We start from the raw sequence: 23,469 nt of genomic DNA, 5'->3' as shown, positions 1-23,469 counted from the left end.
ATTCAAGAGTTTTTCCAAGGTAGAGCGGGCATTGACCGTCGCGGGGCTCGGTCCGGCGATGCTGCTCGGTTGCGCCGTGCACGAGGATATTCAGCTCGCCGCCTATCTGCCGGCACCGAGCTACAGCGTGCTGATGCCCTTCCCTGCCGCGGTCGCCGCGCCGACCAAGCCGCGCCCGCCCGCCCCGCTCGGCCTGGTCGCGTCGATCGACACCATCACGCGCAATTTCAGCGGATTGGCCGGGATCGCGGTGACCAGCATCGACGATGGCTGGATGGCCAGCAACGTCACTGCCCGCCGCCCGCTGCCGCAGCAGAGCGTGAGCAAATTATGGGTGACGATGACCGTGCTCGACGCGGTCGATCGCGGCACCGTACGGCTCGACGATCCGCTGACTATCACCCGCGCCGATTTCACCTTGTTCCACCAGCCGATCGCGTCGCTGGTCAAGGGCGATACCGGGTACACCACCACCGTCGCCGAGATCATGCGCCGCGCGATGCAGATGAGCGACAATACCTGCAACGACAAATTGCTGCGCCTCGTCGGCGGGCCGCAGGCGGTGCGCGACTTCATCGCGCGCAAGCAGCTCGGCACGATCCGTTTCGGCCCCGGCGAGAAACTGCTCCAGGCGGGCACCGCGGGGCTGCAATGGCGGCCCGAATATTCGATGGGCAATTCCTTCGCAGTCGCCCGCGCAAAGCTTTCGCCCGAGGTGCGCCGCGCCGCCTTCGATTCCTACGTCAAGGATCCGCCCGACGGCGCCGCCCCCGCATCGATCGCAGAGGCGCTGGCGCGGCTCAAGCGCGGCGAACTGCTGTCGCCGAGCTCGACCGACTGGCTGCTCGCCACGATGGGCGGCGCCAAGACCGGCAAGGCGCGGGTGCGCGGCGCCGTCCCGCCGGGCTGGCTCTATGGTCACAAGACGGGAACCGGCCAGGATCTCGGCGGCCGCACCGCCGGGTTCAACGATGTCGGCATCCTGACCGCGCCCGACGGCAGGTCCTATGCCCTGGCGGTGATGATCGGCGATACGTCGCGCCCGATCCGGGAGCGCCAGCTGCTGATGCAGGCAGTGGCGAGAGCGGTCGTCGCGTATCACGAGCCTTCGGGTTCGGGGATGATGCCGGACGGCTATTCCTCGCGCTGATCCTCCCCGTTAGACCGCAAGCAACGGGGCGCGTCGTGCGCCGTGTCGGTCTAGCGCCGCTTTATGACCCAAGACATCGACTGGACCTGCGCCGCCGAAGCACTCGACACCAATGGCTGGGCGGTGCTGCCCAAGCTCCTCGACCCCGGCACCTGCATGCGAACCACCGACCTCTACGACACCCCCGAACATTTCCGCAGCCAGGTGATCATGGCGCGGCACGGTTTCGGCCGCGGCGAATATCGCTATTTCGCTTATCCGCTGCCCGATCCGGTGCAGGCGCTGCGGACGCGGCTCTATCCCCCGCTCGCCGACATCGCCAATCGCTGGCACGCCCGCATGGGCCTCGACCGCCTTTTCCCGGCGACACATGCCGAATGGCTCGCCAAATGCCACGCCGCCGGCCAGACCCGGCCGACGCCCTTGCTGCTCCGCTACGGCCCCGGCGACTATAATTGCCTCCACCAGGACCTGTACGGCGATCACGTCTTCCCGCTCCAGCTTGCCGTCTTGCTCTCCGCACCCGGCCGCGACTTCGCCGGCGGCGAATTCGTCCTCACCGAGCAGCGCCCGCGGATGCAATCGCGCGCCGCGGTGGTCCCGCTCACCCAGGGCGACGCAGTGATATTCGCCGTCAACCAGCGCCCGGTGCGCGGCATGAAGGGCGAGTATCGCGTGACGATGCGCCACGGCGTCAGCGCAGTACATATCGGGCGGCGCCACACGCTCGGCATCATCTTTCACGACGCGGCTTAGGCCGCTCGGACTCGATCCGTTCGCCCTGAGCTTGTCGAAGGGCGCCCATCCACGCGCGATTCCGTTGGGGCAGACGCCCTTCGACAGGCTCAGGGCGAACGGGAATGATTTCAGCCGGCCCGGTCCGATCTCACGCGAAGGCTTTGCCGCGCCGCGCGCCTCGGCTATCCCCGCGGCGATGCCCCATCTCTATCTCGTCGACGGCTCCGGCTATATCTTCCGCGCCTATCACCGGCTGCCGCCGCTCACCAACAAGCACAACGAGCCGGTCGGCGCGGTCTATGGCTATACCACCATGCTGTGGAAGCTCGTCGACGAGCTGAACAAGGCCGACGGCCCGACTCACATGGCGGTGATCCTCGACAAGAGCGAGCACACCTTCCGCAACGAGATGTACGACAAGTACAAGGCGCATCGCCCGCCCGCGCCCGAGGATCTCGTCCCGCAATTCCCGATGATTCGCGACGCCACCCGCGCCTTCTCGCTGCCCTGCATCGAGGAGCAAGGCTGGGAAGCCGACGACCTGATCGCGAGCTACACCAAGGCGGCGCTGGCGCAGGGCTGGTCCGTCACGATCGTCAGTTCCGACAAGGATCTGATGCAGCTGATGACCGATCCGTCGGTCGACATGCTCGATACGATGAACAATCGCCGGCTCGGGCCTGCGGATACCGAGGCGAAGTTCGGCGTCGGGCCCGACAAGCTCGGCGAAGTGCTCGCCTTGATGGGCGACAGCGTCGACAATGTCCCCGGCGTTCCCGGCGTGGGCCCCAAGACCGCCGCCAAATTGATCCTCGAGCATGGCGATGTCGAGGCCGTGCTCGCCGCCGCACCCTCGATGAAGCCCGGCAAGCTCCGCGACAACCTCATCGAGCATGCCGATATGGCGCGGCTTTCGCGCAAGCTGGTCGAGCTCGCCTGCGACGTGCCCTTGCCCGATCCGCTCGACGAGCTCGAATTGAAAGGCATCCCCGACGCGCCTTTGCGCGCATTCCTCGAGCATCACGGCTTCCGCACTCTGCTCAACCGGCTGTCGGCAGTCGCCGACGCGCCCGTGGAGACGCACGAGGCGCCCGGCTTCGAGGAAGATCCGCCCTGCGATCACGACGGCTACGAGACCGTCGTCACAGAAGCCGATCTCGACCGCTGGATCGCCGACGCCATCCACCAGGGTTGGGTCGCGGTCGATACCGAGACCAGCGAGCTCGACGCGATGCGCGCCGGCCTGTGCGGCGTCAGCCTCGCGCTCGCCCCCAACAAGGCGTGCTACATTCCGCTCACCCACGGCGGCAGCGACATGTTCGCCGAAAAGCCGGTCCAGCTCGACAAGCCACTGGCGCTGGCCAAGCTCAAGGCTCTGCTCGAGGACCCGGCCGTGCTCAAGATCGGGCACAACCTCAAATACGACATGATCGTCTTCGCCCGGCGCGGGATCACCGTCGCCCCTTATGACGACACGATCGTGATGAGCTTCGATCTCGACGCCGGGCTTCATGGCCATGGCATGGACGAGCTTGCCGCGACGCACCTCTCGCACAGCTGCATCGCGTTCAAGGACGTGGTCGGCACGGGCAAGAAGCAATTGAGCTTCCGAGAAGTCGATCTCAAGGCCGCGACGCGCTACGCCGCCGAGGACGCCGATGTCACGCTGCGGCTGTGGCGCCGCTTCAAGCCGCGTCTGCCATTCGAGAGCGTCACCCGCGTCTACGAGATGGTCGACCGGCCCCTCGTCGCGGTGATCGCCGGGATGGAGCGTCAGGGCGTCAAGGTCGACGCCGCGGTGCTCGCGCGGCTGTCCGATGAATTCTCGAAGCAGATGGCGATCCTCGAGGAGGAGATCCACGCCATCGCCGGGTTCAAGTTCACCATCGGCAGCCCCAAGCAATTGGGCGACGTGCTGTTCGACAAGATGGGCATCAAAGGCGGGCGCAAGGGCAAGTCTGGGGTCTATTCGACCGACGTCAACGAGCTAGAGCGGATCGCCGCCGACAAGGATTCGCCCGGCCGCGAGATGGTGGTCAAGGTGCTCGACTGGCGCCAGCTCACCAAACTCAAATCCACCTATACCGACGCGCTCCAGGCGCAGATCAACCCCGAGACCGGGCGCGTCCACACTAGCTACTCGCTCACCGGCGCGCAGACCGGGCGGCTGTCGTCGACCGACCCGAATCTCCAGAACATCCCGATTCGCACCGAAGTGGGCAGACAAATCCGGGACGCGTTCGTCGCCGAGCCGGGCAATGTCATCCTTGCCGCCGATTATTCGCAGATCGAATTGCGTCTCGCCGCACACATCGCCGACGTGCCGGCGCTCCGCATGGCGTTCGAAAATGGCGACGACATCCATTCGATGACGGCGATGGAGCTGTTCGGCGAAGTCAATCGCGACACCCGCGGCCGCGCCAAGACGATCAACTTCGCGATCCTCTACGGCATCTCGCGCTGGGGTCTCGCCGGCCGGCTCGACGTCACCGCCGACGAAGCGCAGGACATGATCAACCGCTATTTCGAGCGCTTCCCGGGGATCAACAACTATATCGTCTCGACGATCGAGGAGGTCCGCGCCAAGGGCTACACCACCACCTTGTTCGGCCGGAAGACGCATTTCCCGCGGATCAAGTCGAGCGTCCAGCACGAGCGCCAGGGCGCCGAGCGCGCCGCGATCAACGCCCCGATCCAGGGCACCAGCGCCGACATCATCAAGCGCGCAATGGCGCGGATGGGCCCGGCGCTCGTCGAGGCCGGGCTGCCGAACGTCCGCATGCTGATGCAGGTCCACGACGAACTGGTGTTCGAATTGCCCGAGGGTGATGTCGAAGCCGCAAAGCCAGTGATCGAGCGCGTGATGGCCACCGCCGCCGAGCCCGCGATCCAGCTGACCGTCCCCCTCGGCGTCGAGATCGGAGTGGGCCCGAGCTGGGGCGCGGCGCATTGACCCTCCTTACCGTTCGCCCTGAGCTTGTCGAAGGGCGCCTTGCCAAAGGCGGCGCATTTGCGGGTGGCCGTGCTTCGAGAACTTCGGATCTAGTCCGGGGACGAACAGGATGGTTGGCCCGCGCCCTTCGACAGGCTCAGGGCGAACGGAATGGCTGAGTCCGCCCCCACCTCTGCCGCCCCCACCGACGATATCAACGCGCTCGCCAAGGGCGGTCGGACCAACATCCTCGGCTTCCTGCTGCGGCTCGCGGCACGCCTCCCGTTCCTGTTCATCGCCGGGCGCGCTTATGGTCCCGATATCGTCGGGCGTTATGCGATCGCAGTCCTGGTCGTCGAAGTCGCTGCCTTGCTCGCAACTCTGGGGCTCAAGCGCGGGCTCGCCCAGGCCCTGGCCTCCACCGAGCGCCCCCACGCGCACGTCGTATGGGACGCAGTGCTGGTCGCGCTGATCGCTTCGGCGATCGCCAGCGCGGTGCTGATCGCCTTCCCGCAAGTGATGTACCCCAACAGCCCGGTGATGGGGCTCGAACGGCTGGTGCCGCTGGTAGTGTTCGCCGTCGCGATATCCGACGTCACGCTTGCCGCGCTCGCCTATCGCCACAATATCCGCGCCTCGGTGACCGCGCGCGCGATCGTCGAGCCATGGACGATCAGCATCGCGGCATGGGGCTTCTCGTTCGTTTCCGCGCGCGACGGGCTGATGTACGCCTATGTCCTGTCGATGCTCGCCGCGCTCGTCGCCTCGGTAGTGCCGTTCGTGCGCGAATATGGCGTGCCACGGGGCTGGCATCCGCGGGTGTCCGACATCGTCACGCTGGCGCGCCGCAACGCGCCGCTCGCCGGTGCCGATGCCATCGAATGGGGGACGCGCAACGTCGATCGCTTCATCCTGGCCTTGTTGTTCAGCCCCGCGGTGGTCGGCATCTATTATATGGCGCAGCAAGTCGCCTCGATCCCGCAGCGACTCAAGTCGAGCTTCGACCCGATCCTCGCGCCGGTGGTCACTCACAGTCTCGCCGAGAACGACCGCAAGTCGGTCGCCAAGCAGGTCCGCCAGGTCGGCTTCTGGATCGTCAGTGCGCAGGCGGCCTGCCTCGTCGTGTTCGGGATTCCGGCAGAGGGCGTGATGGGGCTGATCGGGCCCGAATTCGTCGTCGGCGCCAGTGCGATGTGCATCCTGCTGGTGGCCGAGGTGCTCGCCTCGACCGGTGCGGTGTGCGAGACCGGGCTGATCTACATCGCCCGCCACCGCAACCTGATGATCTCGGTCGCGGTGCTGCTGCTCCAGATCGCATTGAGCTTCGCCTTCGTCATCTTTGCGCGGAAGCAGGGCTGGTCCCAGCCGGTGCAGGCCGCCGGTCCGGCCGCGGCGCTCGCACTGTCGCTGACGATCAGCTCGGCGGCCAAGGCGATCATGCTGCGACGCCTGCTGGGCGCGTCGGTGGTCAGCATCCGCGCGAGCTTCTTCCTCGCGATCGGCGCGGCGGCCTTGGTCGGCGCGGCCTTCACCTCGTTGCCCCGCCATTACGAATGGGCCGAGCTGAGCATCGGCATGCCGGCGATCCTCGTTACCTTCCTGTTCGTGATGATCAAGTTCGGCTTCAGCGACGAGGATCGCGCGCTGTTCCGCAAGGCCCCTTCGGATGAGGAACCGACGTTGCCGGTCGCGGAAAAGCTTTAGTCCGCATTTACTTAGCGAGAAGCGGAATCGATCTCCACGGACTGTGCCAACATCGGCGTGTACATGTTCCGCATTTTCTTTGTTGTCACCGGCAACGCGTAAAACGCGAAGCAGGTGATCACTCGACCGGAAATCCCCGCCGCCTGAATAGTGCCTTCACGTCGGGATCGCGCCCGCGGAACGCCTTGTACGCCGCCTTGCGATCGGTCTCGTTGCCGGTCATCAGCAAGGTGGTGCGGAACTTGTCGGCAGTCGCCTTGTCCCAGACATTGCCGGTCTCCTCGAACGCCGCCCAGGTGTCCGCGTCCATCGTCTCGGACCAGAGGTAGCTGTAATAGCCCGCCGAATAGGCGTCGCTCGAGAACAGGTGATTGAACTGCGGCAGCCGGTGCCGCATCACGATTTCCTTGGGCATCCCGATGCTCGCCAGCGTCTCGCGCTCGAACGCGTCGACATCGGTCACCGGTGTATCGCGGTCGTGCAGCTTCATATCGATGATCGCCGACGACAGATATTCCACCGTGTCGAAACCTTGGTTGAAGGTCTGCGCTTTTTCGATCTTGGCGACCAGAGCAGCGGGCATCGGCGCGCCGGTCTGGTAATGCTTGGCATAGCGGTTGAGCACGTCGGGCGTGAGCAGCCAATTTTCGTTCACCTGGCTCGGATATTCGACGAAGTCGCGCGGGGTTCCGCCGAGGCCGGGATAATAGACATTTCCGAGCAGGCTGTGCAGCGCATGGCCGAATTCGTGGAACAGCGTGGTCGCGTCGTCCACGCTGATCAAGGTCGGCGCGCCCGCCGCGCCCTTGGTGAAATTGTTGTTGTTCGAAGCGAGCACGATCTTGGTGCCGCGCAGCCCGTTGCGGCTGCGATAGCTCGTTGCCCAGGCGCCCGAGCGCTTGCCGGCGCGGGCGAAGCCGTCGAAATAGAAGATGCCGACTTCGGCGCCGGTCGTCCGATTGGTGACGAGGAAGGTGCGCACGTCCGGGTGGAACACCGGAATGCTGCCGGTATTTTCCCTGAAATCCAGATCGTAGAGCCGCCCCGCGGCGTAGAAAGCGCCCTGTATGATATTGTCGAGCTGGAGGTACGGCTTCACTTCATTCTCGTCCAAGTCGTACTTCGCCTTGCGGACCTTCTCGGCATAGAAGCGATAGTCCCACGGCTCGATGGTCAGCTTGGCGCCTTCCTGGTTCGCTTGTCGCTGCATGTCGGCGACTTCCTCATGCACCCGCGCAACCGCCGCCGGCCACACCGCCATCATCAGCTTCGTCGCGTTCTCCGGCGTCTCGGCCATGGTGTCATCCATCCGGTACCAGGCGTGGTTCTTGAAGCCGAGCAGCTTGGCGCGCTCCTGCCGCAGCTTGAGGATCTCGGCGATCGTCGCATTGGTGTCGTTGGCGTCGGCATTGTCGCCGCGATTGACGAATGCCTTGTAGACCTTCTCGCGCAGTGCCCGGTTGGTCGAATACATCAGGAAGGGCTGGACCGACGAGCGCGTGTTCTTGATCGCCCATTTGCCCGCAGCGCCGCGCGCCTTTGCCTCTTCCGCCAGGCTCGCCTTGAAGCTGTCCGCCAGTCCGGCAAGATCGGCTTCGCTGTTGAGCAGGATCGCGCTCTCTTCGTCGGCGAGCACTTTCCGACTGAACTCGGTATAGGCCGTGGCGAGCGCCTGGTTGATCCGCTTGACGCCAGCCTTGCCGGCCTCGTCGAGCAACGCGCCCGAGGTGACGTAATCGCGATAGCTGCGCTCGAGCAGCCGGGTCTGCTGGGGATTGAGCCCGGCATGCGCGCGATGATCGTAGACTGCCTTGACCCGCGCGAACATCCGGGGATCGAGGTTCATCTCGGTGAAGAAGGCCGAGAGCTTGGGGCTCCATTCCTTGGCGATCGCCTGGACCTGGGGGCTGGCGAGGTTGCTCTGATAGACGCCCCACACCGCGAACAGCCGGTTCATCTCCTCGCCCGAGCGCTCGCTCGCCTCGATCGTGTTCTGGAAAGTCGGCGCCGCAGGATTGTCGCGGATCCTGGCTATCTCCGCACGGGCATTGGCCATGGCCCGCTCGAACGCGGGGGCGAACATCGCCGGCGTCACCTTGTCCCACTGCGGCACCCCTTCGTGCGCGCCGGGCCATTTGGCAAGCAGCGGCGTGGGATCGGGCTTGGCGGCGGGAATTGGGGTCTGGGCCATTGCGGTTCCGGGAAGCGAGGAGGCGGCGACGAACGCGGTGGACGCGATCAACGCGAACCGGAGCGAATGGGTCATGAAGCGGGTTCCCGACTGCGATAGAATGGCAAACATTAGGGGCGCAGCGCGGCGGAGCGCAAGCGCTTGTCAAACAATGCATTGACTCCGCAGCGCATAGGAACAGAATAGGAACATTCTCGTTTCCCGAGTCGTGAGTATCCGCTGCCGCCTATGGCCGACCCTGCCGTCCTTTCCCAGCTTCGCGAGCAATTGCGCGCGATGGAGACCCAGGGTTTCCGTCGCCGGCCGTCGCTGCCGTTCGGGCTCGGCGCAATCGATTCGCGGCTTGCCGATGGCGGGCTTCGGCTCGACGCACTGCACGAAGTCGCGGGCGGCACCAGCGACATGGCCGATGATTGCGCGGCCACTTTGTTCCTTGCCGGGATCGCGGCGCGCGCCTGGGGTCCGGTGCTCTGGGTGGTGCGGCGGCGCGATCTGTTCGCGCCCGGAGTCGCTCAGGTAGGGATCAGCCATAAGCGACTGATCTATGCCGAGGCGGCCGACGATTCGGAGTTGCTCGCGATCATGGAGGAGGGGCTTCGCCATCGCGGGCTCGGCGCCGTGATCGGCGAGGCCAAGCGCGCCGACATGACCGCGACGCGGCGGCTCCAGCTCGCCGCCGAGGGCGGACGGACGATCGCATTGCTGCTCAAGCGCCCCGCCCGCGAAGGCAGCGACCCGATCGGCATGCCGTCGGCGGCGGTGACGCGCTGGCGGGTGACTTCGGCACCGTCGACGCCGCTGCCGGTGGAGGGCGTCGGACGGCCGCGCTGGCGGCTCGCGCTGGCGCGGCAAAAGGGGGGAGAGGGTTTCGAAATCGAAGTGGAGGCATGCGATGCAACGGGTCGCTGCGCTCTTCCTTCCGCTGTGGCCGATCGAAAGGCTGTGGCGGGCGGAAGCGCGAACCGCCACGCGGCCTGAGCCGCACCGCGCATCCGCTTCGCTCAACCCGCTGCGCGATGCGGTGGCGAGGGAGCAGGAGCATGCCTGTTCGGTCCCGCGCGGCGGCGGCTGGCGTCCCGGCGCGCGCTGGGCACGCGAGGACGAACTCGGCCAGGTCGCGCTGCCGCCGGTGGCGCGACAGCCGGCCAAGCACGAGATCGGCCGGCGCGACGAAGCGGCGGCGAACCCGTTCCGCGCGATGCCGCCCGATGATGGCGGACGACCTGCATTCCTCCCCGAGCTCGCTCGAGAGGGACCCTCCCGCAGCAAGCTGGGGGAGGAATCTGCGCCTCGCATCACCAGCACCCGCAACGGCAGCCGGATCGAAATCGCCGCTGCCTGCCCGCAAGCGCAGGCTTTGGGACTGAGGCCCGGAATGGCGCTGGCCCAGGCGCGCGCGCAGGTGGTGGGGCTCGACATCCGCCCGGCCGATCCCGAGGGTGATCGCGCGCACCTCGCCAGCCTCGCGATGGCGCTGGCACGCCGCTGGACCCCGACGGTCGCGATCGAAGGCGACGACACCTTGTTCCTCGATCTCACCGGCGTCGCGCATCTGCATGGCGGCGAGGCAAGGATGACGGCGCGGCTGCGGCGCATGCTCGCACGCCTCGGCTATTCCGCGCGGATCGCAGTCGCCGACACGCCGGGCGCCGCCTGGGCGCTGGCGCATTTCGCCTCGCATCGTCCCCCCGGCGAAGGCCGGGGCCCAGAGTCACACGCGGTGTCCCGCTTGGCTCTGGACCCCGGCTTCCGCCGGGGTGACGGGTTGGTAGTTGCACCCGGACGACATGGCCCGGCTTTGGCGCCCCTCCCCGTCGCAGCGCTACGCGTCGAGGCCACGGCGATCGAGCTGCTCGACCGGCTCGGGGTGAAGACAATCGGCCAGCTCGCGGCGATGCCGCGCGCGCCTTTGGTCCGGCGGTTCGGCGCGGCGCTCGCCGCCCGGCTCGAACAGGCATCGGGCCGGCTGCCCGAGCCGCTGCATCCGGTGGTGCCCCCCGATCCGATCGCCATCGCGCAGCGCTTCGCCGAACCGATCAGCACTGCAGATGCGATCGCGCACTGGCTGGGGACGTTGGTCCCTCGCCTCGTCGCAGCGCTGGCCGAGCAGGGGCTGGGGGCGAGCCGAGTCGAATTGGTCGCCGAGCGCGTCGATGGCGTGCCGCAGCGGATCCGCATCGGTCTCGCCAGGCCCAGCCGCGACGGCGTGCATTTGCTGCGGCTGCTCCTCCGTCGGATCGAACAGATCGAGCCGGGCTATGGCATCGACGCGCTGACCCTGCATGTCCGCCGCGCGCTGCCGCTCGGCCCCGAACCTTTCACCGAGCGGCTCGACGAGGAAGCCGCGCCCGACATCGCGACCTTGGTCGATACGCTGGCGACGCGGATCGGGCTGGATGCGATGTGGCGCAACCGGCCGGTCGAGAGCGACGTGCCCGAGCGTTCGGTGGCGCGCATGGACGTGCTCGATCCGCCCGAGCGCGGCGGCGTGCGGCCCAGGATCGACGCGGTCGGCCAGCTCGTCCGCAGCGCCGCGCTCCACCCCTGGCATTCGGAATGGCCCAAGCCGGCACGGCTGCTGCGGCGTCCCGAGCGGCTCGACCATGTCATCGCCGAATTGCCCGATCATGCCCCGCGCCGCTTCACCTGGCGCGGGCAGCCGCACCGCATCGTCCGCGCCGACGGGCCCGAGCGCATCCATGGCGAATGGTGGAAGCATGTCGCCGAAGCCGCTTATGTCCGCGATTATTTCCGAGTCGAGGACGATGCCGGCCGCCGCTATTGGCTGTTTCGCCGCGGCGACGGCGAACACGTCGAGACCGGCGATCTCAGCTGGTATCTCCACGGCGTGTTCGGATGAGCTATTCCGAACTCCAGGTGACGACGCATTTCTCGTTCCTGCGCGGCGCCGCTTCGCCCGAGGATCTGTTCCGGCAGGCGGCGTTGCTCGGCCTGCCCGCGCTCGGCATCGTCGACCGTAATTCATTGGGCGGAGTCGTGCGTTCGCTGGTCGCCGCCGAGCAATTCTCCGCGCTCGGCGCGGACATCCGGATGATCGCCGGTTGCCGGCTCGATCTGGTCGACGGCAGCGCGGTGCTCGTCTGGCCCGAGGACCAGGCGGCCTGGTCGCGCCTCACCCGCCTGCTCACGCTCGGCAAGTCGCGCGCCGATCCCCAGCATGGCGAGAAGGGCAAATGCTTCCTCCATTGGGAGGATGTGGCGATGCATGCCGAAGGGCTGCTCGGCGCGCTGGTGCCCGGGCTTGCCGACCCCGGCGATCCCCTGTCGCTGCAATGGATGGCGGACGTCTTTGCCGAGCGGGGGCATGTCTGCCTCACCCAGCACCGCCGCCCAGGCGACGTGATGCGGCTGCACGCGCTGAACGCGGCGGCCGAGCGCTTCGGCCTGACGCCGCTCGCAACCGGCGACATACTCTACGACACGCCCGATCGCCGCATGCTGCAGGACGTTGTCACCGCGATCCGCGAGAAATGCACGATCGACGAGCTCGGCTTCCGCCGCGAGCGCAATGCCGACCGGCATCTCAAATCGCCCGAGGAAATGGCGCGGCGCTTCCGCGACTATCCCGAGGCCCTGCGCGCGACCGAGGCAGTCGCCGAGCGCTGCACCTTCTCGCTGCGTGAGCTGAAGCACCAATATCCCGAGGAGCATGTCTTCGACGGCCGGACCTCGCAAGAAGCATTGCACCGGCTGGCGTGGAGCGGGCTCAAGCAGAAATTCGGCGGCACTCCATCGCAAGCCTATCGCGACTTGCTCACGCACGAGCTCGGGCTGGTCGAGCAGATGGGCTATGCGCCTTATTTCCTCACGGTGAATTCGATCGTCCAGTTCGCGATCAGCCAGCAGATCCTCTGCCAGGGACGCGGCAGCGCGGCCAATTCGGTGATCTGCTTCGCGCTCGGGATCACTTCGATCGATCCGATCAAGCACCAATTGCTGTTCGAGCGCTTCATCTCGACCGAGCGCAAGGAGCCGCCCGACATCGACGTCGATTTCGAGCATGAGCGGCGCGAGGAAGTGATCCAGTGGATCTATGAGAGCTATGGCCAGGACCATGCCGCGCTGACTGCAGTGGTCAGCCGCTTCCGCTCGCGCGGCGCGCTGCGCGAGGTCGGCAAGGTGCTCGGCCTGCCCGAGGATCTGACCGCGGCGCTTTCCTCGCAGGTCTGGGGCTGGTCGAACGAAGTCGACGACAAGCATGCCGATGCGCTCAATCTCGATCGCAGCGATCCGCGGCTCGCGCTGACTCTGCAGCTCGCGCGCGAATTGATCGGCACGCCGCGGCATTTGTCGCAGCATCCGGGCGGCTTCGTGCTGACTCGCGACAAACTGCACGACCTGATCCCGGTCGAACCCGCGGCGATGGTCGATCGTCGCGTCGTCGAATGGGAGAAGCTCGACATCGAGGAGTTGGGCTTCATGAAGGTCGATATCCTCGGCCTCGGCATGCTCGGCTGCATGCGCCGCGCCTTCGACCTGCTCGCCGATCACAAGGCGACGCAGCTCAGCATGGCCTCGCCGCTGATGCAGGACGAGGACCCCCTGACTTTCGCGATGATCCAGCAGGCCGACACGCTCGGCGTGTTCCAGATCGAGAGCCGCGCGCAGATGTCGATGCTGCCGCGGATGCTGCCGGTCAATTTCTACGACATCGCGATCCAGGTCGCGATCGTCCGGCCGGGGCCGATCCAGGGCAATATGGTGCATCCCTATCTCAAGCGGCGGCAGAACCCGCATCTGGTCGACTATCCCTCGCCGGCATTGAAGAAGGTGCTCAAGAAGACGCTCGGCGTGCCGCTCTTCCAGGAACAGGCAATGCAGGTCGCGATCAAGGGCGCCGGCTTCACGCCCAGCGAGGCCGATCGGCTGCGCCGTGCGATGGCGACGTTCAAGTCGACCGGCGGCATCGGCGAGTTCGGGCCCAAGCTGCTCGCCGGGATGCGCGCGAACGGCATCAGCGACGATTTTGCCGAGCGGCTGGTCGCGCAGATCGAAGGCTTCAGCAATTACGGCTTCCCCGAAAGCCATGCCGCGAGCTTCGCCAAGATCGCCTATGCCTCTTCGTGGATGAAGTGCCACCATCCGGACATATTCTGCTGCGCGCTGCTCAATGCGCAGCCGATGGGCTTCTACGCCCCGGCGCAATTGGTCCGCGATGCGCGTGCGCACGGTGTCGAGGCACGGCCGGTGTGCATCAACCACAGCGACTGGGACACACGGATGGAATCCCCCTCTCCCCGCTTGCGGGAGGGCCGAGGAGAGGGATTCTGCGGCACCGCCGAGGATTGGCAAAATCTGCATCCGTTACGGCTCGGCATGCGGATCGTGCAGGGCCTGGCGCAGGCCGACGCGATCGAAATCCTCAAGGCGCGGGAGCACGCCCCCTTCGTCTCGATCGAGGATGTCTGGCGGCGATCCGGGGTAAAGCCCGCCGCGCTCGAGCGGCTGGCACGCGCCGATGCCTTTCAGGCGCTCGGGCTCAACCGGCGCCAAGCGCTCTGGGCGATCAAGGGGCTCGGCCAGAAGCCGCTCGATTTGTTCAGCGCCGCCGATGCGCGCGAGCGCGTGACCGTGTCCGAGAGCGTCGAGCCCGATGTCGCGCTGGTGCCGCTCACCGAGGGCCGCGAAGTCGTCGAGGATTATCGCGCGACTCAGCTCTCCTTACGTGCCCATCCGGTGACCTTCCTGCGCGAGCGGCTGGCCGAACGGCGGATCGCCAAGTGCGGCGACCTACTCAACATGAAGGATGGCGCGCGGGTCGAGGTCGCCGGGCTGATCCTCGTCCGCCAACGGCCGGGCAGCGCCAAGGGCGTGGTGTTCGTGACGCTGGAGGACGAGACTGGGATCGCCAATGCCGTTTTCTGGGCCGACCGCTTCGAGGCCAACAGGCGCACGGTGATGACCGCGACGATGCTGGCGATCCGCGGCAAGGTGCAGCGCGAGGGGATCGTGATCCATCTCGTCGCCGAGGCGATCACCGACCTCACGCCATGGCTGCGCGAAATCGGCGAGATCGATCTGCCACGCATGACGATCCCCGGCGACGGCGCGACCCACGGCGGGACGATCGACCCGCGCGAGCGCCTCAAGCTCCCGCGCCAGCGCGCGCTCGAAAGCTGGCCGCCCCGCGGCAGCCTCAAGGCGCCGGACCTGATCCCGGTCAAGTCGCGCGACTTTCACTAGGAGAATGACCGATGATGTTTCCAACCACCGGGGGAACGGTGTCCGGCCAGCAGATGCGCCGCGACGACCAGATGCTCTATTTCATGATCAAGCCCGGCCCGGAGCAGGCTGCTGCGATGGACGGTCTTCGGCACGCGCACAATCTGGCGCGCAAATATGCCACGAAGCGCATTCACATCACGCTCGTCCCATTCGGCGACATCCGGCTGATCTCTGCGGAGAATCTCGACCTGATCCGGCGTGCCGCGACATCGCTGCAGGCCGAGCCCTTCGAAGTCGCGCTCAACCGGATCCGCGGCAATGCGCTTGTCGGCAACAGGATGCAGGCGCTTCGCGATTTTCAGGGCGCGCTCGTCGCGCGTCTCGAAGCGTTCGGCATCGAGCTCCCCAACTACGCGTTCAACCCGCATGCGTCGCTCACCTACCAAGCATGGCAGCAGCGCAACATCCCGGTTTCGCCGATCGCCTGGCGCGTCCGGCAGTTGCTGTTGATCAACAGCATCCACGGCAAAGGCCACACGCTGCTCGACAGCTGGGCGCTCGAACCGCGCCAAGGGTCGCTGCTCTTTTAGCGCATGGTGCCCCTTCCACTGGCGCGCAGGGATGATAGGCTCGGTGAAGGGGAGAATACCGAATGAATTTGCACGCGCCACTCTTCGCTGTATCGTTTCTCGCACTGACGTCGCCGGTGCTCGCTCAGGACAAGCCTGCGCCTGTCGCGCGGCTCGACCATGTCGGGATCTGGGTCGCGGATCAGCAGAAGAGCATAGACTTCTATCGCGCGATGTTCGGCCTGAACGAAATCCCCGCGCCCTTTCCGCCCGGCGGGCCGCGCTGGATGCAGCTGGCCAATGGCGTCGAGCTGCACATCCAGCCGGGCCGCGACGCGCCGGTGACCCAGCCGCGCCGCGTGCACATGGCGATCGCGGTTGCGAGCCTCGATCCGATCCTGACGCAGCTCAAGGCGCGCGGGCAGAGCTGGAGCGACGTCGCCGGCAATCCCGGCGCGATCCAGAACATGCGCACCGACGGCATCCGCCAGATCTTCCTCCAGGATCCGGACGGCTATTGGATCGAAGTCAACGACGCGCTGAAGCGGTAAGATCGTCGACCGTCGAAACTAACCCCCGACAATCTGCTCGATCACCCCGAAGATCGGATGGTGCTTGTCGTCCTCGGCCCAGATACGCACGGTATCGCCGCTCTTGAGGAACGGAGTCTCGGGCTTGCCGCCGCGGATCGTCTCGATCGTGCGGATCTCGGCAAGGCACGAATAGCCGACGCCGCCCTCGGCAACCGGCTTGCCGGGGCCGCCATCGGCGTCGCGGTTCGAAACGGTGCCCGATCCGATCATCGTTCCCGCGCCGAGCGCGCGGGTCTTGGCGGCATGCGCGATCAGCGTGCCGAAATCGAAGGTCATGTCCTCGCCCGCCTCGGCGCGGCCGAAAGGCTGGCCGTTCAAGTCGACCATCAGCTTGCGATGGAGCTTGCCGTCCTTCCACCAGTCGCCAAGCGCGTCGGGAGTGACGAACACCGGCGAGAACGCGCTGGCCGGCTTGGACTGAAAGAAGCCGAAGCCCTTGGCGAGTTCGCCGGGAATGAGGTTGCGCAGGCTCACATCGTTGGTCAACCCGACCAGCCGGACCGCGGCCAGCGCTTCGTCGCGGCCGGCGCCGAGCGGGACGTCGCCGGTCACCACCACCACTTCGGCCTCGAGATCGCAGCCATATGCCTCGTCGGCGAGCGGGATCGGGTCGCGCGGGCCGAGAAAGCCGTCGCTGCCGCCCTGATACATCAGCGGCTCCTGCCAGAAGCTCTCGGGCATCTCGGCGCCGCGCGCCTGGCGGACCAAGGCGACATGGTTCACATAGGCCGAGCCGTCGGCCCATTGATAGGCGCGCGGCAGCGGCGACGCCGCCTGGCGCTCGTGGAAGCGCAGCATCGGGATCGTCTCGTGATCGAGGTCGGTCGCGAGGTTGCGCAGATCGCCCTCAACCCGCTCCCAGTCGTCGAGCGCCGCCTGCAACGTCGGCGCGACTGCGGTTGCGTCGGCGCACCACGCGAGATCGTTGGACACCACGACGAGCTTGCCGTCACGACCGTGCTTCAAGCTGGCCAACTTCATGCAATTCTCTCCTGTTTTGGCCAGCATAGGGCCGCGCGCGGCCAAGTCGAGCGGTTGACTCCCGGCAACGGCATCTTCATCGCTCGACGATGTTCTCGTCGCTTCGCTTTCTGGATCACGGCGGCGAGATGGCCCACCGGATCCGAACGCACGACTGGGCTTCCACGCCGATCGGCGCGATCGAAAACTGGCCGCAATCACTGCGTTTCGCGATCAACATCGCCTTGGGGTCGAGCTTCCCGACTGCGATCTATTGGGGCCCCGAACTCCACCTCCTCTACAACGACGCCTGGGCACCGATCCCCGCCGACCGCCACCCCTGGGCGCTGGGCCGGCCAGGTGCGGAGGTCTGGTCCGACATCTGGCATCTTGTCGAACCTGACATGCGGCGCGTGCTGGCAACCGGCGAGGGCTTCTCCACCTATGACCAGATGCTGCCGATGGAGCGGAACGGCCGGCCGCAGGAAACCTGGTGGAACTACAGCTTCACGCCGATCCGCGATGAGCACGGCGCGGTGGTTGGGATCCTCAACCAGGGCAGCGAAACCACGCGGACCGTGCTCGCCGAGCGCGCCCGGCTTGCCGAAGTCGAGCGGCTGCGCGAATTGTTCGAACAGGCGCCGGGTGCGGTCGCATTGCTGCACGGCGCCGACTATGTGTTCGAGATCGCGAACCCGGCCTATCTCGATCTGATCGGTGGCCGCGAAGTGCTCGGCCGGCCGCTCCGCGATGCGCTTCCCGAGGTCATCGACCAGGGCTTTATCGAACTGCTCGACGGGGTCTTCCAGAGCGGCACGACCTATCGTGCCGATTCGGTGCCCATCCTGCTCCGGCGAATTGCGGGTGGCGAGGCCGAGACGAGGCTGATCGATTTCGTCTATCAGCCGATCAAGGGCGCCAACGGCGAGACCACCGACATCTTCGTCCTCGCCAATGACGTGACCGAGCGCGCTACTGCCGAAGCGGCGTTGCGCGCGAGCGAGGAGCGGCTTCAGCTGGCGCTCGACTCGTCGATCGGGGTGGGCACCTGGTTCTGGGACGTGCCCGCGGACCGCGTCGTCGCCGATCTGCGCTTCCTCCGGCTGTACGGCGTCGACGAGGCGCTGGCAGGCATCGGCGCACCGATCGAGGCGTTCCTCGTCAACGTCCACCCCGAAGACCGTTCGCCACTCGAGGCGGCAATCGCCCGATCCCTGGCCAGCGGCGAACATTTTTCGGAGGAGTACCGGCTGCTCCAGCCGGGGGGCTCGGTGCGCTGGGTGGCCTCGCAGGGGCGCCCCATCCTCGACGTCGAAGGCCGGCCGCTCCGGTTTCCCGGGGTCAGCTTCGACATTACCGAGCGCAAGCTCGCCGAGCAGGCTGCGCGCGCCGCGGCCGAGGAGCTTCGCGAAGCGAACGAGGCACAGTCCTTCGTCTACGCGCTCGCCGAGAAGCAGCGGGCGCTCGACACGCCCGACGGGGTGATGGCCGTGACTGCCGATGCGCTGGTCGATCAGCTCGGCGTGAGCCGCGTCGGCTTCTACCGGATCGTCGGCGGCGACACGATCCTGTTCGGTCCCTCCGCGACGCGCGGCGACTTGCCGTTGCTGCACGGGACGATCCCGCTCGAGCGGATCGGCACCCATGCGATCCAAGCGTATCGCGAAGGCCGGACGCTGATCTCGCACGATACGGGACGCGATCCCGCGCTGAGCGACAGCGACATCGCGCAGCGCACCGCGGCAGCGATCGGCGTGCCGCTGCTGCGCGGCGGCGAGTGGGTGTCGACGATGTTCGTCAACGAAGCGACTGCGCGGCAATGGGGCCCCGACGAGATCGCGTTCATCGAAGCGATCGCCGAAATGTCGTGGGACGCGGTCGAGCGCGCCGGCGCGCTGACGGCGTTGCGCGAAAGCGAAGAGAAATTCCGCGCCATCGCCAATTCGATCGATCCGATGGTGTGGTCGACCTTGGCCGACGGCTATCACGATTATTACAACGATCGCTGGTACGAATTCACCGGCGTGCCGTACGGCTCGACCGACGGCGAAGGCTGGGCCGACGTTTTCCATCCCGACGATCAGGAGCGGACCTGGGCGCTGTGGCGGCACTGCCTCGTCACCGGCGATCCCTATCATATCGAATATCGCCTGCGGCACCATTCGGGCGCCTATCGCTGGGTGCTCGGCCGCGCCCAGCCGGTGCGCGACGACAGCGGGCGCATCATCCGCTGGTTCGGCACCTGCACCGACATCCAGGATATCGTCGACGCGCGCGAAGTGCTGGCGCGCTCGCGCGAGGAGCTAGAGGCGGCGGTCCACCAGCGCACCGAGCAGCTGATGCAGGCCGAGCAGCAGCTGCGCCAGGCGCAGAAGATGGAAGCGGTGGGGCAATTGACCGGCGGCATCGCGCACGATTTCAACAACATGCTTGCAGTGGTGATCGGCGCGCTCGACTTGCTCGAGCGGCGGATCGGACAGGGCCGTACCGACATCGACCGCTATATCGTCGCGGCGCGGGACGGCGCCACCCGCGCCGCAGCGCTGACGCAGCGGCTGCTCGCTTTCTCGCGCCAGCAGCCGCTCGCACCCAACCCGGTCGACGCCAATGCGATGGTCGAGGGGATGATCGAACTGCTCGCGCGCACGCTCGGCGAAGCGGTCACCGTCGAGACTCGCCTCGCCGACGGCCTCCGGCCGGCGCTCGCCGATCCGAACCAGCTCGAGAATGCAATCCTCAACCTGTGCGTCAACGGCCGCGATGCGATGCCGGGCGGCGGTAGGCTGACGATCGAGACGGCGTACGTCGCAGCGGGTGCAAGCGAGGCACAGGCACTCGGCGTCGAACCCGGCGATTATGTCGCGATCGCGGTGCGCGATACCGGCTCGGGCATGCCACCCGAAGTCGCCGCGCGCGCTTTCGACCCGTTCTTCACCACCAAGGGCGTCGGCAAGGGCACCGGGCTTGGCCTGAGCCAGGTGTTCGGCTTCGCCCGGCAATCGGGCGGGATGGTCCGTATCGAGACCGAACAGGGCCAGGGCACACGAGTCAGTCTGTATTTGCCCGTCTACCAAGGCGAGATCGACGCGACCGCCCAGGCCGGCGACGTCGCCGACGCCGAACGCGCGCGGCCGGGCGAAACCGTGATGGTGGTCGAGGACGAGGAGCGCGTGCGCAGCTATTCGGTCGAAGCGCTCCGCGAGCTCGGCTACGATGTCGTCTCCGCTGCCGACGGAGTCGAGGCGCTGGCGATGATCGAGGGCGGCCTGAGCGTGTCGCTGCTGTTCACCGACGTGGTGATGCCCGAGATGAGCGGCCGCGAACTCGCCCGGCGCGCGTGCGCGCGGCTGCCCGACCTCAAGATATTGCTGACCAGCGGCTATAGCCCCGACATTGCCGGGCTCGACGATTCGATTCTCACCAAGCCGTTCGACATCGATCGGCTCGCGCGCCGGGTGCGCGCTGCGCTCGACGAACCCAAAGACACTTGACGCAGGCCGTCACGAGCGCCATTGGCCCCGCGGCTTCGGGGCGCTGACCTCGGCCCCAAAACCGCCCTGCCGTCGAGTCCTGTCGAAGGGCGGCCAGGGTCCGCCCCGGCAGGCGGAGAATCGTATTCATGGCAAATGTCGCAGTGATCGGCGCCCAATGGGGTGACGAGGGCAAGGGCAAGATCGTCGACTGGCTCGCCGAGCGCGCCGATGTCGTCGTGCGCTTCCAGGGCGGCCACAATGCCGGCCACACGCTCGTCGTCGGCGAGAATGTCTACAAGCTGTCCTTGCTCCCCTCGGGCATCGTCCGCGGCACGCCCAGCGTGATCGGCAACGGCGTGGTGCTCGATCCCTGGGCGCTCAAGGCCGAAGTCGAGAAATTGCGCGGTCAAGGGATCGACATTACCCCGGACACGCTAAAGATCGCCGACACCTGCCCGCTGATCCTGCCCTTCCACCGCGATCTCGACGCGCTGCGCGAGGATGCCAGCGGCGCCGGCAAGATCGGCACCACGCGGCGCGGCATCGGCCCGGCTTATGAGGACAAGGTTGGCCGCCGCGCGATCCGCGTCTGCGACCTCGCGCATCTCGACGAGCTCGGCCCGCAGCTCGATCGCCTCGCCGCGCACCACGACGCGCTGCGCGCCGGTTTCGGTGAGCCGCCGATCGACCGCGCCGGGCTGGTCGAGGAGCTGCGCGAGATTGCCGGCTTCGTCCTGCCCTTTGCCGAGCCGGTGTGGCGGATGCTCAACGAAGCGCGCGGCCGCGGCCGGCGCATATTGTTCGAAGGCGCGCAGGGCGTGCTGCTCGACATCGACCACGGTACCTATCCGTTCGTCACTTCGTCCAACACCGTCGCCGGCACCGCCGCAGCTGGTTCGGGCCTCGGGCCGAGCGCAGTCGGGTTCGTGCTCGGAATCGCCAAGGCATACACCACGCGCGTCGGCTCCGGGCCCTTCCCCAGCGAGCAGGATAACGAAGTCGGCGAGCGGCTCGGCACGCGCGGGCGCGAGTTCGGCACCGTCACCGGGCGCAAGCGGCGCTGCGGCTGGCTCGACGCGGTGCTGCTGCGCCAATCGGTTGCGGTCTCCGGGATCACCGGAATCGCGCTGACCAAGCTCGACGTGCTCGACGGCTTCGACGAAATCCAGGTCTGCACCGGCTACAAGCTGCGCGGCGAGGCGCTGGACTATTATCCCGCCAACGCAGCCGACCAGGTGGCAGTGGAAGCGGTCTATGAAACCATCCCCGGCTGGCACGAATCGACTGCGGGCGCGCGCAGCTGGGCGGATCTGCCGGCCGCGGCGATCAAGTATATCCGGCGCGTCGAAGAACTCATCCAGTGCCCGGTGGCGCTGGTCTCGACCAGCCCCGAGCGCGAAGACACCATCCTCGTCCGTGATCCGTTCGCGGACTGAGCCCCGGCGGTCGCGCCGCCGGGGCCTTGCCGTCGGTTAGCGCTGCGGCGTCGGAGCAGTTGCGTCCGGTGCGGTCGGAGGCGTCGTGGTGCTCGGATCGGTCGTCGGAGCCGTTTCGGGCGCCGGTTCGGTCGTTCCGCTGCCCGTCGTGCCGCTCTCGGGAGCGGGCGCAGCGGTGTCTGCGCTCGCTTCGTCGCCGGACTTCTTGTCCTTCTTGTGCTTCTGATGATCCTGGCTGGTGCTCGGATCGCTCGATTGCGGCGTCGATTGCGCGATCGCGGCAGTCGGAAGCAGCATGGCGCCGGCGAGGAACAAGGTGAGCTTACGCATGTTGTATACTCCTGCAATTGACCAAATTGGCAGGAACTGAACGGCCTCGGCGTACGCAGGGTTGCGTATGCCGAGGTCGCCTCGCCGCTGTAACGAAACCGGCCGACCGCGAGCCGACGTTAATGCGGGATCAGCCGCACTGCGCCCTGTGCAACAGTTTCTGATCCGCAAGCACCAGCGCGACCATCGCCTCGACCACCGGCGCCCCGCGGATGCCGACGCACGGATCGTGCCGGCCCTTGGTGCGGATCTCGGCCGCCTCGCCTTCGCGGGTGATCGTTTCCACCGGAGTGAGGATCGAACTGGTCGGCTTGAACGCGACGCGGACCAACACCGGCTGCCCGGTGGAAATCCCGCCGGCGATCCCGCCGGCGTGGTTGGCAAGAAAGTGTATCCCGTCGCTGCCGGGCCGCATCGCATCGGCATTCTGCTCGCCGGTGAGCGTCGCCGCTGCGAAGCCGTCGCCGATCTCGACGCCCTTGACTGCATTGATCGACATGCACGCCGCGGCGAGCTCGCTGTCGAGCTTGGCGTAAAGCGGCGCACCCCAGCCCGGCGGCACGCTCGTGGCCTCGCACGCGATGACGGCGCCTAGCGAAGAGCCCGCCTTGCGCGCATCGTCGATGAGTGTCTCCCAGCGCACCGCGGCCGCGGCATCGGGACAGAAAAAGGGATTGCGATCGATCTCCTCCGCGTCGAAGTTCGCCGGATCGATGGCATCGCCGCCGATCGCCTCGACCCACGCACGGATCTTCACTCCGGGGATGGCGAGCCGCGCGACCGCGCCGGCAGCGACCCGCGCCGCCGTCTCGCGCGCCGAGGAGCGTCCGCCGCCGCGATAGTCGCGGAAGCCGTATTTCTGATCATACGCATAATCGGCATGGCCGGGGCGATAGGCCTGCGCGACTTCGCTATAGTCCTTCGAGCGCTGGTCGACATTCTCGATCATCAGGCTGATCGGCGTGCCGGTGGTGCGGCCCTCGAACACCCCCGAGAGGATGCGGACCCGATCGGGCTCCTGTCGCTGGGTGGTGAAACGCGACTGACCGGGGCGGCGCTTGTCGAGAAACGGCTGGATATCGGCTTCGGACAGCGCCAGCCCCGGCGGGCAGCCGTCGACTACCGCGCCGAGCGCAGGCCCGTGGCTCTCGCCCCAAGTGGTGAAGCGGAACACGCGTCCGAAGGTGTTGAAGCTCATGCGACGCCC

The 23,469-nt window shown here is 67.0% G+C and carries 15 protein-coding genes; 11 read left to right on the top strand and 4 right to left on the bottom strand.

The genetic code is table 11. The annotated features are described in order from the left end of the window. Positions 1 to 58 precede the first annotated feature (58 nt). The 4 genes from E5A73_RS05165 to E5A73_RS05150 all read left to right on the top strand — a co-directional run bounded on the left by E5A73_RS05165 (position 59) and on the right by E5A73_RS05150 (position 6,524). Positions 59 to 1,150 carry a serine hydrolase gene (locus tag E5A73_RS05165; RefSeq protein ID WP_135963131.1) on the top strand — a complete coding sequence of 364 codons (1,092 nt, stop codon included), beginning with the start codon at positions 59 to 61 and terminating at the stop codon, positions 1,148 to 1,150. A gap of 63 nt (positions 1,151 to 1,213) precedes the next feature. Then, a complete protein-coding gene (locus E5A73_RS05160) occupies positions 1,214 to 1,906 on the top strand; it encodes a 2OG-Fe(II) oxygenase (RefSeq protein WP_135962736.1) in 693 nt (230 codons plus the stop codon). 178 nt (positions 1,907 to 2,084) lie between these two features. Further along, the gene (gene polA, locus E5A73_RS05155) at positions 2,085 to 4,841 is read left to right on the top strand and encodes a DNA polymerase I (protein WP_135963130.1); all 2,757 of its coding nucleotides are present in this window, start codon (positions 2,085 to 2,087) and stop codon (positions 4,839 to 4,841) included. 150 nt (positions 4,842 to 4,991) lie between these two features. After that, positions 4,992 to 6,524 (top strand): lipopolysaccharide biosynthesis protein, encoded by a 1,533-nt coding sequence (locus tag E5A73_RS05150; protein WP_135962735.1) that lies wholly within the window; start codon positions 4,992 to 4,994, stop codon positions 6,522 to 6,524. 118 nt (positions 6,525 to 6,642) lie between these two features. On the opposite strand, the gene E5A73_RS05145 is transcribed toward E5A73_RS05150, so the two are convergent. Further along, positions 6,643 to 8,790, bottom strand: a complete 2,148-nt coding sequence (locus tag E5A73_RS05145) for a M3 family metallopeptidase (RefSeq protein ID WP_135962734.1) — start codon at positions 8,788 to 8,790, stop codon at positions 6,643 to 6,645. Positions 8,791 to 8,943: 153 nt separating this feature from the next. On the opposite strand from E5A73_RS05145, the gene E5A73_RS05140 reads away from it, so the two are divergent. The 5 genes from E5A73_RS05140 (at position 8,944) to E5A73_RS05120 (ending at position 16,021) form a co-directional block, all read left to right on the top strand. After that, entirely contained in the window at positions 8,944 to 9,693 is a 750-nt protein-coding gene (locus E5A73_RS05140) for an ImuA family protein (RefSeq protein ID WP_135962733.1), read from the top strand. After that, complete coding sequence (locus E5A73_RS05135) at positions 9,608 to 11,575, top strand: Y-family DNA polymerase (RefSeq protein WP_135962732.1); 1,968 nt, start codon at positions 9,608 to 9,610, stop codon at positions 11,573 to 11,575. Before E5A73_RS05140 ends, E5A73_RS05135 begins: the two co-directional genes overlap by 86 nt. Further along, complete coding sequence (locus E5A73_RS05130; protein WP_135962731.1) at positions 11,572 to 14,919, top strand: error-prone DNA polymerase; 3,348 nt, start codon at positions 11,572 to 11,574, stop codon at positions 14,917 to 14,919. The genes E5A73_RS05135 and E5A73_RS05130 overlap by 4 nt, the downstream gene beginning before the upstream one ends. 11 nt (positions 14,920 to 14,930) lie before the next feature. Beyond that, entirely contained in the window at positions 14,931 to 15,491 is a 561-nt protein-coding gene (locus E5A73_RS05125; RefSeq protein ID WP_135962730.1) for a 2'-5' RNA ligase family protein, read from the top strand. A gap of 62 nt (positions 15,492 to 15,553) precedes the next feature. Next, entirely contained in the window at positions 15,554 to 16,021 is a 468-nt protein-coding gene (locus E5A73_RS05120; RefSeq protein WP_135962729.1) for a VOC family protein, read from the top strand. Between the two features lie 18 nt (positions 16,022 to 16,039). Here E5A73_RS05120 and E5A73_RS05115 read toward each other — a convergent pair whose 3' ends face one another. After that, on the bottom strand, positions 16,040 to 17,044 hold the full coding sequence (locus tag E5A73_RS05115) for a fumarylacetoacetate hydrolase family protein (protein WP_135962728.1): 1,005 nt from the start codon (positions 17,042 to 17,044) through the stop codon (positions 16,040 to 16,042). Positions 17,045 to 17,133: 89 nt separating this feature from the next. Here E5A73_RS05115 and E5A73_RS05110 point away from each other — a divergent pair, with 89 nt between their 5' ends. Both E5A73_RS05110 and E5A73_RS05105 read left to right on the top strand, forming a co-directional pair. After that, positions 17,134 to 20,514, top strand: coding sequence for a PAS domain-containing protein (locus E5A73_RS05110; protein WP_240700038.1), 3,381 nt, complete (start codon positions 17,134 to 17,136; stop codon positions 20,512 to 20,514). 128 nt (positions 20,515 to 20,642) lie between these two features. Further along, the gene (locus E5A73_RS05105) at positions 20,643 to 21,932 is read left to right on the top strand and encodes an adenylosuccinate synthase (protein ID WP_135962726.1); all 1,290 of its coding nucleotides are present in this window, start codon (positions 20,643 to 20,645) and stop codon (positions 21,930 to 21,932) included. Positions 21,933 to 21,968: 36 nt separating this feature from the next. On the opposite strand, the gene E5A73_RS05100 is transcribed toward E5A73_RS05105, so the two are convergent. Both E5A73_RS05100 and aroC read right to left on the bottom strand, forming a co-directional pair. Further along, complete coding sequence (locus tag E5A73_RS05100; protein ID WP_135962725.1) at positions 21,969 to 22,262, bottom strand: hypothetical protein; 294 nt, start codon at positions 22,260 to 22,262, stop codon at positions 21,969 to 21,971. A gap of 130 nt (positions 22,263 to 22,392) precedes the next feature. Beyond that, a complete protein-coding gene (aroC, locus tag E5A73_RS05095; protein ID WP_135962724.1) occupies positions 22,393 to 23,460 on the bottom strand; it encodes a chorismate synthase in 1,068 nt (355 codons plus the stop codon). Between the last annotated feature and the right edge of the window lie 9 nt (positions 23,461 to 23,469).

The sequence above is a fragment of the Sphingomonas gei genome, from assembly GCF_004792685.1.
Taxonomy (GTDB): Bacteria; Pseudomonadota; Alphaproteobacteria; order Sphingomonadales; family Sphingomonadaceae; genus Sphingomonas; species Sphingomonas gei.
This window is presented reverse-complemented; position numbering and strand designations above follow the sequence as displayed.

Bases quoted from the DNA above. Each gene is read 5' to 3' on its own strand.
- E5A73_RS05165 (WP_135963131.1), top strand. From the start codon at position 59: ATGCTGCTCGGTTGCGCCGTGCACGAGGATATTCAGCTCGCCGCCTAT.
- E5A73_RS05160 (WP_135962736.1), top strand. From the start codon at position 1,214: ATGACCCAAGACATCGACTGGACCTGCGCCGCCGAAGCACTCGACACC.
- polA (WP_135963130.1), top strand. From the start codon at position 2,085: ATGCCCCATCTCTATCTCGTCGACGGCTCCGGCTATATCTTCCGCGCC.
- E5A73_RS05150 (WP_135962735.1), top strand. From the start codon at position 4,992: ATGGCTGAGTCCGCCCCCACCTCTGCCGCCCCCACCGACGATATCAAC.
- E5A73_RS05145 (WP_135962734.1), bottom strand. From the start codon at position 8,790: ATGACCCATTCGCTCCGGTTCGCGTTGATCGCGTCCACCGCGTTCGTC.
- E5A73_RS05140 (WP_135962733.1), top strand. From the start codon at position 8,944: ATGGCCGACCCTGCCGTCCTTTCCCAGCTTCGCGAGCAATTGCGCGCG.
- E5A73_RS05135 (WP_135962732.1), top strand. From the start codon at position 9,608: ATGCAACGGGTCGCTGCGCTCTTCCTTCCGCTGTGGCCGATCGAAAGG.
- E5A73_RS05130 (WP_135962731.1), top strand. From the start codon at position 11,572: ATGAGCTATTCCGAACTCCAGGTGACGACGCATTTCTCGTTCCTGCGC.
- E5A73_RS05125 (WP_135962730.1), top strand. From the start codon at position 14,931: ATGATGTTTCCAACCACCGGGGGAACGGTGTCCGGCCAGCAGATGCGC.
- E5A73_RS05120 (WP_135962729.1), top strand. From the start codon at position 15,554: ATGAATTTGCACGCGCCACTCTTCGCTGTATCGTTTCTCGCACTGACG.
- E5A73_RS05115 (WP_135962728.1), bottom strand. From the start codon at position 17,044: ATGAAGTTGGCCAGCTTGAAGCACGGTCGTGACGGCAAGCTCGTCGTG.
- E5A73_RS05110 (WP_240700038.1), top strand. From the start codon at position 17,134: ATGTTCTCGTCGCTTCGCTTTCTGGATCACGGCGGCGAGATGGCCCAC.
- E5A73_RS05105 (WP_135962726.1), top strand. From the start codon at position 20,643: ATGGCAAATGTCGCAGTGATCGGCGCCCAATGGGGTGACGAGGGCAAG.
- E5A73_RS05100 (WP_135962725.1), bottom strand. From the start codon at position 22,262: ATGCGTAAGCTCACCTTGTTCCTCGCCGGCGCCATGCTGCTTCCGACT.
- aroC (WP_135962724.1), bottom strand. From the start codon at position 23,460: ATGAGCTTCAACACCTTCGGACGCGTGTTCCGCTTCACCACTTGGGGC.